This window comes from Leeuwenhoekiella blandensis MED217 (assembly GCF_000152985.1).
GTDB classification, from domain to species: Bacteria; Bacteroidota; Bacteroidia; order Flavobacteriales; family Flavobacteriaceae; genus Leeuwenhoekiella; species Leeuwenhoekiella blandensis.
Map to the genome: position 1 here is coordinate 98,648 of NZ_CH672395.1, position 14,329 is coordinate 112,976.

Genomic DNA, 14,329 nt, shown 5'->3' on the forward strand with positions numbered 1-14,329 from the left:
CTTAACTCGAAGTGATTGACTAAAAGTATACCATGGACGCTTCAGTAGCTTACACCTTAAAAATCACCTATAAAACACGTGTGATCCTCAAGAATTATCTTGAAACCATTTCGTTAGAAGATCTAAACAAAATCCCTGAAGGATACAACAACAATATTTTTTGGAATATCGCACATTTGGTGGCGACCCAACAGATTTTAGTTTACAAATTTTCAGAAGTGCCTGCTCTGGTTTCTGATGAGCTCATCAATAAATATCGAAAAGGAACCAAGCCCGAAGCAGATGCTACTCAAGCCGAAGTTGATGAGATCAAAGCATTGCTTTTTAGCACGCTCGATCAGACTGAAGAAGACTACAAAGCCGGAAAATTCAAAACCTACAACAGCATTACAACTTCAATGGATAGTACCTTAACTAACGTTGATGAAGCAATTGCCTACAATAATTTTCACGAGGGAATTCATTTAGGTTCTGTACTTGCGTTGCGTCACGCTATAGGCTTAGTTTAAGATATTCTTGCACTTCACTGAATTTAAATTTTAAAATGGTTTGCCCATCTACGTAAGAGGCGATCTCATACGGGTTGTAGACCAATACCATTTCATTTGCGGTGAACCCGATTACATTAGGCAAAGCAAATACATCATTCTCAAATAAAAAGCCAGTGCTGTTGATGTTTCCATCAGCACTTAGCTTTTTTTGGTTTCTGAATTTTGTTTCAGCAAGCTTTAAAAAACCTTCATAATCCTTAAACAATTCTTTGTTGCTAAGCTGGGTCTGAGCATCTTTATCAAAATTAAGATAGGTAGTGCTTCCGTAGCCGTGCGCACCACCCCAATAGGTGTAGTTCTCAAATTTGATGCTTAAAAGCTGTGCGCCGTCGTAGCTCACTTGAGATGCGCTGTTAATTTCATATTCGGCTCCGGCATCTGGAAAGTCACTTTTATAAATGCGATAGCTTGAAACAAAATGTGCTAGTGCCTGATCAAAAGTTTCAACCTCAGATTCTTCGTCGGGATCGATCACCAAGTTGTTTATCAGCACTTGGTTTATGGCTGCGTTTATCGTGTCGGCAAAGTTTTTATTACCTGAAGCCGTGACTTTTTCAATATCAATAATTGGACAAATACCTTCCTTACAAAGTTCTAATCCATCGGTCTGAATGCTTTTTGATTCAAAAACCAAAGGAGCTGCTCTTTTTTGACAACTGGTAATAAAAAGAAGTGTGACCAGTATTAAAGCGATATTTTTCAAAACAATTTGGGTTTCGTGTTAAACAAAGAATAAAGGTACACGCAATTTTGGGAAAAGGTCTTTGGCTTGCTACATTTACTTATAGATTTAATGAAAGATTAAGAAAATGAAATTCAATACCAAAACCATTCACGGCGGTCAACACAATACAGATCCTGCATACGGAAGCGTGATGCCGCCTATCTATCAGACGTCTACCTACGCGCAATCAACGCCGGGAGGGCACAAAGGCTTTGAATATTCACGCAGTGGAAATCCAACGCGTAAAGCACTTGAAGATGCTTTGGCCAGTTTAGAGAATGGTCAGTTTGGTTTGGCTTTTGGCTCTGGTTTGGCAGCTATTGATGCGGTTTTAAAATTGTTTAAACCGGGAGATGAGATCATTTCAACTAATGATCTTTACGGCGGGTCGTACCGATTATTTACCAAGATTTTTGAAGATTTTGGATTGAAGTTTCATTTTGTGAGTATGCAGGACACTTCGGCAATTGAAGCTGCAATTAACGAGAAAACCAAAATGATCTGGGTTGAAACGCCTACCAACCCAATGATGAATATTATTGATATTGAAGCGGTAGCTCAAGTAGCCACAAAGCATAAGATTTTATTGGCTGTAGATAATACGTTTGCAACGCCCTATTTGCAACAGCCTTTAGATTTGGGCGCTGATCTTGTGATGCACAGCGTCACCAAATACTTGGGTGGACATAGCGATTTGGTTATGGGTGGCTTGATCGTGAAAGATAAAGAACTGGCCGATAAATTATATTTTATTCAAAATGCAAGCGGTGCTGTTTGTGGACCTCAGGATAGCTTTCTTGCGTTACGCGGAATCAAAACCTTGCACGTGCGTATGCAGCGACACTGTGAAAACGGTAAAGCTGTTGCGCAGTTCTTAAAAGAGCACCCAAAAGTTGATGAGGTGTATTGGCCCGGTTTTGAAGAACATCCCAATCACGAGATTGCCAAGAAGCAAATGAAAGACTTCGGCGGAATGGTTTCGTTTACGACAAAAAAAGACAGCCTTGAAGGTGCTGTTGAGGTGGTAGAAAAATTAAAGGTATTTACTCTTGCCGAAAGTCTGGGAGGTGTAGAAAGCTTAGCGGGGCATCCTGCGAGTATGACACATGCAAGCATACCCAAAGAAGAGCGTCAAAAAACAGGAATCAAAGATTCTTTAATACGTTTAAGTGTTGGTATCGAAGATGCAGACGATCTTTTAGCAGATTTAGAGCAGGCTTTGGCTTAAGCGAGCGCGTTTAAAAATTCAGGTAATAGATATAACCTATTGTTAGCCATACGATAGAATCGTCGTATTTGTTAGGTGGGTAAAATTCAGGATCAGGATTTAGACCATCTACCCAGTTGGAGTGGTATTTATGATATTTCAATTCTAGGTTGATATCGCTAAGTATCGTTAGTTTATATCTAATGCCTACACTTCCGGTTAATGCCCACGTTGTTCCTGCAGCATCGCTTATTCCGCCTAGTTCACCACCATCTCCTATCAAAAACCGGTCAAAGTAGATGTCTTCGGGTGATGCGCCCGGTACATCCTGCACCGAAGAATACTCAGGTTTAAAAGAGACAAAATGTGCTCCCAAACTTATATATGGTGCAATTTTAAAGGCTCCTGCTTGAAAATCTCTAATACTCAACGGGAAATATTCAAGTTGCATTCCCAATTCAAAAACAAGAGAGCTTCCTTTATGGTCTCTTAAATCTTGACCTTCTGGAGAATCTTTTTGAGACTCATATCCTTCGTGAGTTAAATTTGTGTAGTGGAGATCTGCTTCAGAACGCAGTTTGAAATGATCGTTAAAATAGCGGTCTCTCGTATAACAGTTACAGTCTGCACGATACGCGAAGTTGAAATAATGAACAAGGCCTATCCCGAGACCTTGGTTATTTATATTGGTGTCATAATTATTTCTAAGTCCAAAATCGGATTGAAAAAGTAGGGGACCAGCAATCACACCAATTTCATTAGAAAAAGCGAACTGTGATCTGGCTGCTGAAGGTATTGCCAGAAAGAGTATTAATACCGCAACTAAAATTTTGGTATTCATTAGGTTTGGGGACTTAAGATGCAACAAAGATAGTAAAAATGCAGTTTTAACCTAAGATTGTATTTCTGTTGTAAATTATATAATAGATATAATAAAAATGAGGTATGTATATTAAGAATTTCTAAAATTTAGATACTAATTTTTATCAATATCATATATTTGCACCGCCTTAGAGCATTTAAAATTATAAATTCAAAAAAACATTATAATGACAGATAGCATTAAAAATTTTGTTGATTCTGTTGAGAAAGCTAATCCTAACGAGCCAGAGTTTATTCAGGCAGTGCAGGAGGTGGCAGAAACTGTTATTCCTTTTATAGAAAATAACCCAAAATACCAAGGCAAAAAATTACTAGAGCGTATGGTTGAGCCAGAACGCGCTATTTTGTTCAGAGTACCGTGGGTAGATGATAAAGGAGAAACGCAAATAAATAAAGGGTATCGCATAGAATTTAATTCTGCGATAGGACCTTATAAAGGTGGACTTCGCTTTCACCCTTCGGTAAACCTGAGTATCCTAAAATTCTTAGGTTTTGAGCAGGTGTTTAAAAACAGCCTTACTTCATTACCTATGGGTGGTGGTAAAGGAGGTTCTGATTTTAACCCTCGCGGAAAAAGCGATGCCGAAGTTATGCGTTTTTGCCAAAGCTTTATGACCGAATTGTACCGTCATATTGGCCCTAATACTGATGTGCCTGCAGGTGACATTGGAGTTGGTGGTCGTGAGATTGGTTATATGTTTGGGCAGTATAAGCGCATCAAAAATGAATTTACGGGTATTCTTACCGGAAAAGGGTTGTCTTATGGCGGTTCTAAAATTCGTCCCGAAGCGACGGGTTATGGTAACGTGTATTTCACGAAATATATGTTGAATAACATCGGCGAGAAACTGGCAGGAAAAACTGTAGTTATCTCTGGCTCTGGTAACGTTGCTCAGTATGCGGCAGAAAAAGCAACACAGCTTGATGCAAAGGTAGTGACGCTTTCTGATTCTGATGGTTTTATTTATGATGAGGCCGGTATAGGAAAAGAGAAACTCGCTTATATTATGGAAATTAAGAATGAGCGTCGCGGTCGTATTAAAGAATATCTGGATAAATATCCTGAAGCAGAATTTCACGAAGGAAAAGCACCTTGGGGAATCAAATGTGATATCGCATTGCCTTGTGCTACTCAAAATGAATTAGATCAGGAGGATGCTCAATTGCTGGTAAAGAATGGTGTAATGGCAGTAGGTGAAGGGGCAAATATGCCGTGTACGCCAGATGCAGTTTCTGTATTCTTAGAAAATAAGATTTTATTCTCTCCGGGTAAAGCTTCTAATGCAGGAGGAGTAGCGACTTCTGGTCTTGAGATGTCTCAAAACAGTATGCGCTACAACTGGTCTGCAGAGCAAGTAGATAAAAAGCTTCACGAGATTATGTACGATATACACAATGCGTGTGTGGAGTATGGTAAGCAGGAAGACGGGTTTGTAGACTATGTAAAAGGAGCGAATATCGCTGGTTTTGTTAAGGTTGCAGATGCTATGCTTGCTCAGGGAATCGTATAAAACTTTAGATTTCATAAAAGATTTAGCCAAAGGCTTCGGGAGTTAACCGAAGCCTTTTTTTATAAACTTACTCTGGGTTATATTGTATTTTTAACCTGTGGCTAATGCATCGTTGATGATTAAAAAAAACTTATATCTGTTTATTTTGCTGCTGAATAGTTGCTGTGCTTTTGCTCAGGAATATTCAGAAGCGTGGACGGCATATTTTTCTTACAATCGCATTACTGCCCTTGCTGAAGCCGATACCCAAATCTATGCGGCAGCACAAAATTCAGTGTTTAGTTATGATTTGCAAACCAATGAAACGCGTCTTTTTTCTACAGTGCAAGGCCTCGCGGGCGAAGCGATAAGCGCCATTCATTATAGTGACGCTACAGGTATTTTATTTGTAGGCTACGCCTCCGGACTCATAGATGTAGTGCAACCCGATGCTACAGTGACAACTTTGGTAGCTATTCGCGATAAGCCGGCGATTCTTCCTTCAGAAAAAAGCATCAACAGTTTTGATGAGCAGGACAACACGCTGTATATCGCTACAGGTTTTGGCATTTCTCTATTTGATCTCTCGCGTCTGGAGTTTGACGATTCTTATTTTATAGGAAATAACGGAGCGCGTCTCAATATCAAACAAACGGCAATCTTTGGCGATTATATCTATGCGGCTTCACCTGATGGCGGGCTGCGTCGCGCATTGGTGGCCGATGATAACCTGATCGATTTTCAAAATTGGGAAACTTTAGATCCTACGGGTTGGGAAGGTATTCAAACTTTTGCTGATGCGCTTTGGGGTGTAAAAAGCGATCAAAGCTTACAGCGTTTTGACGGAAACAGCTTTACCCTGGCAGCTAATTTAGCGCAACTTCCGGTTTCTTTTTCAGCTTCAGAAGATGTGCTCTCCATAAGTTTAGGTAGCCAAGTTTTGATCTATGATCTTACCGGAAGTTTGACAACAACGATAAATACTATTGCAGAATATCCAGACACCTACAATGTTGCATTAACTTCTCAAGGTCAAATCTATTTAGGTACTGAAGCTAATGGGCTTTTGATTTCTTCAACATCAAATGCAACGGCAGCGCTTCAGGTGTTGCCCGATGGTCCACTGCGCAATGATCCGTTTAGTATTGAAGCCGCGCCGGGCCAACTTTGGGTGGCCTATGGTGATTATTCAGATACTTATAATCCATTTCCATTAAAACAGCGCGGACTGAGTCATTTTGTGGTGGATTCCGGTTGGTATAATCTTCCGTTTGATGACTTGTTAGAAACCAACAGCATCACCAACATCACTTACAATTCTGAAGACCAGACTCAGGTTTTTATGAGTTCGTTTAACGCCGGTCTCCTTGAAATTGTAGAAGAAGTGCCTTTGCAGCTGTATGACGAAACCAACAGTGGCTTAAGTGATATCCCTTTTGCGCCGTCTGATGTGCGTATAAACGGAGCTGCTTTTGACCGAAATGGTGTTTTATGGTTAACCAACAGCTTGGTCGAAAATGCACTCGCACGCAAAACAGGAAATCAGATTGAAGGTATCTCGATCGCTTCCATTTTGCCTGACTTTGATGCTGTAAATGGCTATTCTGAATTGGTGGTTGGCAGATTAGGAAATATCTATTTTGGTTCTTCAAACCGAGGCCTCATCGGTTACGATCCGGATGCCAATAGCTTTAGGCTGCTCAATGCTGAACGGTCTAATTTACCGTCAGATAATGTGCAGTCGCTTGCTGTAGATAATAATGGCGCGTTATGGATTGGTACCAGTTTAGGGCTCCGGCGGCTTTTTAACCCGGCGCAGATGTTTGAAAATGCCGAAATTCAAACGCAGCCTATAATTATTGAAGAATCAGGAAGCGCTGTAGAATTGCTTAATGACCAAGTTATTCGAGCCATCGCTGTAGACGGAAACAATAATAAATGGGTAGGAACCGTGTCTAGCGGTGTGTTTTACTTCAGTGCCAATGGTCAGGAAACCTTACAACAATTTAATACTACAAATTCGCCGCTTCCTTCAAATAATATTCAAGATATAAGCATTGATGAAGATTCTGGAGAAGTTTATTTTGCAACTCCTCTGGGCTTGGTTTCTTTTTTGGGTACTGCAGTTGCACCGCAAGAAACTTTGGAAAATGCGCGGGTTTTTCCTAATCCTGTGCGCCCCTCATTTACCGGCAGTGTTACCATCGATGGACTAACTGAAAACGCCAATGTGAAAATCACCGATCTAAACGGAAATTTGGTTTATGAAGAAGTTTCAGAAGGTGGAAGCATTCAATGGGATACAACTGCTTTTGGAAGATACCGTGTCGCTTCCGGGATTTATTTTATAATGATCACTGCCGAGGATGCCGTGGAGACCAAAATCGTCAAACTTATGATCATTCGCTAATGCTGGTAACTACAAAAGCTATAGTCATTTCGGCAATTAAGTATGGGGAAGCAGACCTTATTGTACGCTGCTTTACAGAAGAAGCCGGACTCAAATCGTACATTTTACAGCGTATTTTAAAATCTAAAAAGGGTAAACTGCGCACGGCGATGTTTCAGCCTGCTAGTCAGTTAGAGTTGGTTGCAGTGCATAAAGACAAAGGAACCCTCGAGAGTATACGCGAGGCTAAAGTGATTCAACCCTACGTGAGTTTACACACCGATGTGTTGAAGTCAAGCGTGGTGCTTTTCCTTTCAGAAATGCTGCGCAATGCGATTCAGGAAGAAGAAGAGAACCGAGCACTATATGCGTTTCTGGAGCACGCGTTTTTATGGTTTGATCTACACGAGCAGACGGCAAATTTTCACCTTTTGTTTTTATTAGAATTGACAAAATATTTAGGTTTTTATCCGGATACTTCAGAGCTGCATCAGCCTCATTTTAATCTGGAAACCGGAATTTTTGAACCGGTTGAACATTTTTACAGCATTTCCGAAGAAAATTTAAATACGCTCAAACTGCTATTGGGTATAAATTTTGATGCACTTTTTACCATAAAACTGAATCAAAAAAGGCGCGCAGACTTTATAAATATGCTTTTGGCGTACTATGAATTACATTTACACGGGTTTAAAAAACCAAAGTCACTGGCTGTGTTAAGCTCCCTTTTTAACTAACCGTATTTTATGAGATTACCCCTTATTTTTCTCCTTTTTACTTTTTGCTCTGTCGCTGTACAAGCGCAAACTATAAAGCTGCTTGACAAGCAGACCAAATCCCCGGTGACTAATGCTGCTTTGTATAACAGTGCACGATCTACCTACGTGGTAAGTGATGAAGAAGGAAACGCTGACGTGTCTGCCTTCACAAAATCTGAAACTATTTTTATCACCCATGTCTCCCACATCACGCTAAAAACCACAAAGGCGGCAATCGTTTCTGAAGGAAATGTGGTTTATTTGGAAGATAACGAGAACCAACTTAACGAGGTGGTGCTTTCGGTGTCAAAATTTGAGCAGGAGTCTAAAGATATCGCCCAAAAAATAGTAAGTCTGGATGCTGAAGATATTGAGATGAAAAATCCGCAAACAGCTGCAGATTTTCTAAGTCAGAGCGGGCAGGTTTTTGTTCAAAAAAGTCAGTTGGGTGGTGGTAGCCCGATGATACGTGGTTTTTCAACAAACCGATTGCTGTTGACGGTAGACGGTGTACGTATGAACACGGCTATTTTTCGCTCAGGAAACCTTCAGAATGTGATCAATATCGATCCCTTTACGATAGATCAAACTGAAGTTATTTTAGGTCCGGGATCTGTGGTGTATGGTAGTGATGCAATAGGAGGTGTGATGAATTTTTATACTAAAAAACCGGCCTTTTCTTTTGAAGAAGGTACTGCATTTTCAGGAATGGCGCTTACCCGATATGCGACTGCCAATAATGAAAAAACCGGTCACATCGACTTCAATATCGGTGCTAAGAAGTGGGCGTTTTTAACTAGCGTAAGCTATTCTGATTTTGACGATCTGCGTATGGGAAGTCACGGCCCTGAAGATTATTTGCGTCCCGAATATGTGGTGACTGAAAACGGTGTGGATACGGTGGTAGAAAATGACGACCCAAATGTGCAAACGCCCACCGGTTTTGATATGATCAACCTTACCCAAAAAGTGCGCTATATGCCCAACAGTATTTGGGATTTTAATCTTGGGTTGCATTACAGCGCTACTTCAGACTATGCGCGTTACGACAGGCTCACGCGAACCAGAAACGGGCAGCTGCGTTCTGCAGAATGGTATTACGGTCCGCAGTTGTGGTTTATGGGAAATCTTCAAATCGATAAAAAAGGAAACGGCGATTTTTATGACGATGCCAAGCTTACTGCGGCAATTCAATATTTTGAAGAGAGTAGAAACGATCGTGATTTTGGCGATTCAATACTATTTACCACGCAAGAGCAGGTGAACGCCTATTCTTTAGCTCTTGATTTTACTAAGAAAATGGGCTCAAATCAGTTATTTTATGGGCTGGAATATGTGTATAACAAAATTGGCTCCTACGGAAAGCAAATCGATATCAACACCGGCGACCAGGCAGCAACCGCAACCCGCTATCCAGATGATTCCAGCTGGCAATCACTGGCAGCCTATTTAAGTGGGCAGTTCAATTTGGCTGAAAGTTTAACCTTGCAAACAGGCGTGCGGTACAATCATATATTGATCGATGCTACGTTTGACGATACTTTTTATGATTTTCCATTTGAAAAGGCAGATGTAAGCTTCGGAAATTTTACCGGAAATGCCGGCCTGAATTGGCAAACGGCAGAAAATTTCAATCTTAAACTGAATTTGGGCACAGCATTTAGAGCGCCTAATATTGATGATATCGGGAAAATCTTTGATAGTGAACCCGGGTCTGTGGTGGTGCCTAATCCTGATCTCAAGGCAGAATATGCCTATAATGCCGAGTTGGGTGCGGCGTGGCGTATTGATGAAAAATTACGTCTGGATGTCGCAACCTATTACACGCATTTGAACAATGCGCTTGTGCGTCGTGATTTTAGTCTAAACGGAGCGACAACCGTAGATTATCAAGGTGAGCCAAGTAATGTACAAGCAATTCAAAATGCTGCAAGTGCTGAGGTTTATGGTGTTGAAGCCGGTTTAGAATATTTGTTTAACAAGAATATAAAACTCACTTCTCAGATCGCTGTTACCGAAGGAAGTCAGGAAGAAGAGGACGGCAGCGAAGCGCCGTTGCGACACGCGGCACCACTCTTTGGAAATACGCACCTTATTTATCGTATGAAGCGCTGGAAGTTTGACGCGTCTGCAGAATATAACGGGCAGTTTGAGTATGACGAACTCGCGCCATCGCAACAGGGCAATGCCTATTTGTACGCGCTGGATGCTGATGGTAATCCGTACTCACCGCGCTGGTACACGTTGAATGTATACAGTGAATACCAGATCGCACAAAACTGGAAAGCGACCGCCGCTTTAGAAAATATCACAGATCAACGGTATCGCCCGTATTCTTCAGGCATTTCAGCTCCCGGACGTAATTTAATTATGGCGTTGAAGTATACGTTTTAGAGAGTTAAAATTTATTGAATAATGTGTCAAATAGAATTGAAATATCTCCAATACTTAGTTAATATCTGTTCTTGTGAGTTTGAATTCATTTACCATTTTACACAAAACGTAAAAGAATGTTATCCTAAAGCATCAGAGCAAGAAGTTAAGAGTATATCCTTAATTTTAATGGGTTTGCTCTTGGAAAAAAAGTTTTTACAAGTTTATGATTTCTATTCTCAAGAACCATTGGGTTCAACCACTGAGGATAGTTTGGAAACAATTGACAATTTATGGTTTGAGGGAGCTTCATATATTGATTTTATAAGCCTCGTAAATTTTACCCTTCAGGAATGGTTTGTAAATCTGCTAAAAGAAAAGGGATATAATTTCCAAGATAATTGGCTAGAGTATATAAGTGAACACCTGTGGCTTCAAGATCTTTTAAGGATATCCCAGTCTGATATTCAAAAGGTAGAAGCAATGCTATGATTTAGATTAAGGCGAAATATAAGACCCGTAGGTAATGTTTAATTTCATCTAAAATATAGTTTTTCAGTTTTTTGTCTAAATGATAAACATTACCGACCAGCGCTAACGCCCTTATTCTTTTGGGATATCAGCACCGGGACGTAATCTGATTATGGCGTTGAAGTATACGTTTTAGGGTTTTATCAATCGATTATAAATGAAATTTGAAACATTACTTGGGAACTCTATTGCTTTTGCAGCATCTTGTATCGGGGAAGAGTTTATAAATAAACCTTTTCAAAATGGCACATATTTTTTAGAAAAGGATTCAAGTTACAAGTTGTTTTATGATTCAAGATATAACTGTCTAAGCATTCATGAAAATGATAGAAAGGTTGTTCATTCAATAACGGTTCATTTGCTTGAAGTTTTAAATTTTAAAAGTTTCAATTCATTAGTAGCACAGTATGGCGCACCAGATCATATCTGGGTGGCAACTAATACTTCTATGATTAGCGAAACGATCGATGATTCTAATCCTGAATTTAAGCAACGTCTAACAAAATCAGAACACGATCTTCGTGAGGGTACTTTTGAAGAAAAGCCGCTCGTTATCATCTGGAATAAGGGAGATTTTGAGATCAAAGTACTTTTCAGGTACGAACAAAATCAGAGTAAAATTACTTACAGATCTTTAGAGTAAACCTTCATTTTAAACCGGCTTTTGCAATGCCTGCTTGATCACCTCACTCCAGATGATGTAACCTTTTTTGTTGAGGTGCAAGCCGTCTGACATATAGAGTTCGGGATTGGGTTTGTCGTCTAGCGAAATCATTTGTGAGAATACGTTAATGAATTGTGCATCCAACCCGGTAATCACATATTCTGAAAGCAGTTCGTTAAGCTCCATAAATTGCGGGATGAGATGGGCGCGTTCTACACTTGGTTTTAAGCTGATGACCGCCAGCGGAACTTTAGGATATTTTGCTTTTACCGCTTTGATAAGCTCTTTAAAATCGGCTAGAACTTCAAGTGGTGTGCGGCCTTGGGTAATGTCGTTTTCTCCGGCATATAAAATTAGCTTCGACGGATTCACATCTTGAAAGATTTCCTCAAAATAGTGCAAACACCAGGCATACGTAGAGCCACCAAATCCCAGGTTTAAAGTGTGCATGGGCGCAAGATCTTCTTGCATATGCACCCACAACCGCACCGAAGAACTTCCGTAGAAAACGTATAAATCTTCTTGATTTTTCAGTTTTTCAACACGACGACGCAGGCGTTTGATCTCGTTAGCCCACATTACCGGTGGTTCTTCTTCCGGCACCGCCGAAAAAGTACTGGTCATCAACCTTTTTACTTTTTCGCGAGCTTCGGCCACATAATCGATATACTTTTTTTGATAGTCTTCCACAAATGCTTTGACCACAACAGGATCGTTTTTAGCTACGTGATCACTCATTTTAAAAGGCTTCAGGATATTGCAGTAAAACAAGGTGTCGTTGATGCGTTTATCAAAATTTACCAAAACGATCGGGATGATGAGTGGTTCGGTTTTGAGATTTAGAGCGAGGTTAAAGGCGCCTGTTTTAAAAGCGCCGGGAGATTCTTCAGAAGTGTATGAAGTACCTTCCGGACTGATGATGAGATTCTTTTTGTTTTTTAAAAATTCGCTTGCCGCTGTATAAAAAATACTGCGGTTGCTGGTTTTGGCAGCGGCTTCAGGCAGTTCAGATTCTTTGGTGTATACGTTGATGTAGCCTAGATTTTCATAATAATTTTGATGTCCGTATTCCTGACCTTGCGCGATGCGCACCGTGCGTATGCCGGGCTCACCGTATTTATCATCAAGCAAAACGCTGATAAAATGTGAGTCTAATGTGATCTGAAATTGATTATTCAGCGTGTAAAATGGATGATTCAATAAGTGGTTGTAAATAAAAATATGCCCTGAATCCTCAGGTAGATTCTCTAAACCTTCAACGTGTACCATTACCTGTTTTAACGCTTCGCGTGTAGCTTGCGCACAAGCTTTGCGTTTGTGTTGTGGAGTAGTTTCAGGATTGTTTTCGGCGACAGCCTCATAAATAGAGCGCAACGCATTTTTAAACTGATGTTCGCGCCGATCGTGTTTTAAAAACTCGAGACTCAGTGATGCGATGTGTCGCTCTAGGCTTGAGCCCTGCGTTACTAAATTCTGCAAGGTTTCATACGCAAGCGCTTTGGTGGTTTGATCTTTTAACAAATGAAATACCGAATGCAGCCCCGAATTTACAGTAAGCCGAGAGCGGTTGTTTTCGATCAATTGATATACGGCATCAATGCTGTGCTTACCTAAAAGCGAAGTATATCGAATAAACGCGGCGTTGATTTGATTGCCAATAAGCCAGATGAGGCGGTGGTAAAAGCGTTTTTTGAGTGAGTCATCTTCTTCCAGAAGTTGGTGCAAATCCAGATGATTGATAAAATATACCGCTGTTTTTTCAGTGGTGATGGCGTTGCAAATGTCAGGAAGGTTGAGGAGGGAAGACCAGCCAAAAATAAATCCGGAATTAGAAATACTGCGCTGGCTGATGTCTATTTTGCCTTCCATACGCTTGATGGCCACCTCGCCGTGAATTAAAATGTATAAACCCTCTGAAGCGCTGTCTTGCGCATAAATGATTTCGTTAGGCTCATAATCACGGCGTTGAACAAGCTTTGCGAGTTTGTTTAATTGAGGTTCAGAAAACTGATCAAGAAATGGTGATCGCCGCATCAAGTGAATGATCTCTGACTTTTCAATGGAAGGATTCAGGTAAAAGTGTTCGTCTTTAGGAATTTGAAAACTTTGCGGCCGTAACAAAGAAGCCTGCTTGCTCAATGCATTTTTAAGCAGTTGGTAGTTGGTTTGACAAACCGCGAGAAGCAGCGTGTTCACTTCTGCAATAGTTGCTTTAAAATCGGTGATCGGCACTTTGTAAAAAGTGGCTTCTTCACTGGCAATTTTTGCGCTAAAGGTATAGCGCTCCGGTGCAAAAAAACCATTCCAACCTATTGTGGTAAAAACGGTGTCGCTATGTGCGACCTGCACTTCTTGTTCTGCGTTTTGATGTTGCGTGTAAAAGTCAAGACTGCCTTCAATAAGCCAATAGAGGTGTTTTACTTTTTTATGAATGGTGCAAAGTGTGGCGCCTTTGTGTTGAGAAATCAACTGACCGGTAGGCAACAGCTCTTGTAATAATTCAAGCGAAATTTTAGTAGCAGTAAGTGTTTTCAATAGATAGCAGGTTTTAAGTCCTTTACAAATTATCGCTTTGTGCTCAAAAAACGGCTTCAGTTACTGCTTCACGCTGCATTTTTATGAATATTGAAATTTGTCATCTTTGTTTTTTGTGATTTGGCAATAAAACACGGCAATGCGTCACTTTGGATAACGCACGCGCTGCTTTTTCGGAAATCTAAATGGGCATTTTGAATACGCATCTTCACAACAGCTTGCTAC

11 protein-coding genes are annotated in these 14,329 nt (G+C 40.5%); 8 read left to right on the forward strand and 3 right to left on the reverse strand.

What is annotated here, in order from left to right; all coding sequences use genetic code 11:
• Positions 1-32 precede the first annotated feature (32 nt).
• Positions 33-509 (forward strand): DinB family protein, encoded by a 477-nt coding sequence (locus MED217_RS00440; RefSeq protein ID WP_009778485.1) that lies wholly within the window; start codon positions 33-35, stop codon positions 507-509.
• Here the strand turns inward: MED217_RS00440 and MED217_RS00445 are convergent.
• Entirely contained in the window at positions 493-1,254 is a 762-nt protein-coding gene (locus tag MED217_RS00445) for a DUF3298 and DUF4163 domain-containing protein (RefSeq protein WP_009778486.1), read from the reverse strand. The genes MED217_RS00440 and MED217_RS00445 overlap by 17 nt on opposite strands.
• Before the next feature lie 106 nt (positions 1,255-1,360).
• On the opposite strand from MED217_RS00445, the gene MED217_RS00450 reads away from it, so the two are divergent.
• Complete coding sequence (locus tag MED217_RS00450) at positions 1,361-2,503, forward strand: cystathionine gamma-synthase (RefSeq protein ID WP_009778487.1); 1,143 nt, start codon at positions 1,361-1,363, stop codon at positions 2,501-2,503.
• A gap of 10 nt (positions 2,504-2,513) precedes the next feature.
• Here the strand turns inward: MED217_RS00450 and MED217_RS00455 are convergent, their stop codons facing one another.
• A complete protein-coding gene (locus MED217_RS00455; protein WP_009778488.1) occupies positions 2,514-3,323 on the reverse strand; it encodes a THC0290_0291 family protein in 810 nt (269 codons plus the stop codon).
• Positions 3,324-3,531: 208 nt separating this feature from the next.
• Here MED217_RS00455 and gdhA point away from each other — a divergent pair, with 208 nt between their 5' ends.
• From gdhA to MED217_RS00485, 6 genes are all read left to right on the forward strand, one after another.
• A complete protein-coding gene (gdhA, locus tag MED217_RS00460) occupies positions 3,532-4,875 on the forward strand; it encodes an NADP-specific glutamate dehydrogenase (protein ID WP_009778489.1) in 1,344 nt (447 codons plus the stop codon).
• 115 nt (positions 4,876-4,990) lie between these two features.
• On the forward strand, positions 4,991-7,264 hold the full coding sequence (porZ, locus tag MED217_RS00465; protein ID WP_009778490.1) for a type IX secretion system anionic LPS delivery protein PorZ: 2,274 nt from the start codon (positions 4,991-4,993) through the stop codon (positions 7,262-7,264).
• On the forward strand, positions 7,264-7,980 hold the full coding sequence (gene recO, locus MED217_RS00470; RefSeq protein ID WP_009778491.1) for a DNA repair protein RecO: 717 nt from the start codon (positions 7,264-7,266) through the stop codon (positions 7,978-7,980). Before porZ ends, recO begins: the two co-directional genes overlap by 1 nt.
• Before the next feature lie 9 nt (positions 7,981-7,989).
• Positions 7,990-10,395, forward strand: coding sequence for a TonB-dependent receptor plug domain-containing protein (locus MED217_RS00475; protein WP_009778492.1), 2,406 nt, complete (start codon positions 7,990-7,992; stop codon positions 10,393-10,395).
• A 21-nt stretch (positions 10,396-10,416) separates the two neighbouring features.
• Entirely contained in the window at positions 10,417-10,866 is a 450-nt protein-coding gene (locus MED217_RS00480) for a hypothetical protein (protein ID WP_009778493.1), read from the forward strand.
• Between the two features lie 196 nt (positions 10,867-11,062).
• Positions 11,063-11,548: a hypothetical protein gene (locus MED217_RS00485; protein ID WP_009778494.1), complete on the forward strand. Its 486-nt coding sequence runs from the start codon at positions 11,063-11,065 to the stop codon at positions 11,546-11,548.
• Between the two features lie 9 nt (positions 11,549-11,557).
• Here MED217_RS00485 and MED217_RS00490 read toward each other — a convergent pair whose 3' ends face one another.
• Positions 11,558-14,104, reverse strand: coding sequence for a cyclic nucleotide-binding domain-containing protein (locus MED217_RS00490; protein WP_009778495.1), 2,547 nt, complete (start codon positions 14,102-14,104; stop codon positions 11,558-11,560).
• Between the last annotated feature and the right edge of the window lie 225 nt (positions 14,105-14,329).

Bases quoted from the DNA above. Each gene is read 5' to 3' on its own strand.
- MED217_RS00440 (WP_009778485.1), top strand. From the start codon at position 33: ATGGACGCTTCAGTAGCTTACACCTTAAAAATCACCTATAAAACACGT.
- MED217_RS00450 (WP_009778487.1), top strand. From the start codon at position 1,361: ATGAAATTCAATACCAAAACCATTCACGGCGGTCAACACAATACAGAT.
- MED217_RS00455 (WP_009778488.1), bottom strand. From the start codon at position 3,323: ATGAATACCAAAATTTTAGTTGCGGTATTAATACTCTTTCTGGCAATA.
- gdhA (WP_009778489.1), top strand. From the start codon at position 3,532: ATGACAGATAGCATTAAAAATTTTGTTGATTCTGTTGAGAAAGCTAAT.
- porZ (WP_009778490.1), top strand. From the start codon at position 4,991: ATGATTAAAAAAAACTTATATCTGTTTATTTTGCTGCTGAATAGTTGC.
- recO (WP_009778491.1), top strand. From the start codon at position 7,264: ATGCTGGTAACTACAAAAGCTATAGTCATTTCGGCAATTAAGTATGGG.
- MED217_RS00475 (WP_009778492.1), top strand. From the start codon at position 7,990: ATGAGATTACCCCTTATTTTTCTCCTTTTTACTTTTTGCTCTGTCGCT.
- MED217_RS00480 (WP_009778493.1), top strand. From the start codon at position 10,417: ATGTGTCAAATAGAATTGAAATATCTCCAATACTTAGTTAATATCTGT.
- MED217_RS00485 (WP_009778494.1), top strand. From the start codon at position 11,063: ATGAAATTTGAAACATTACTTGGGAACTCTATTGCTTTTGCAGCATCT.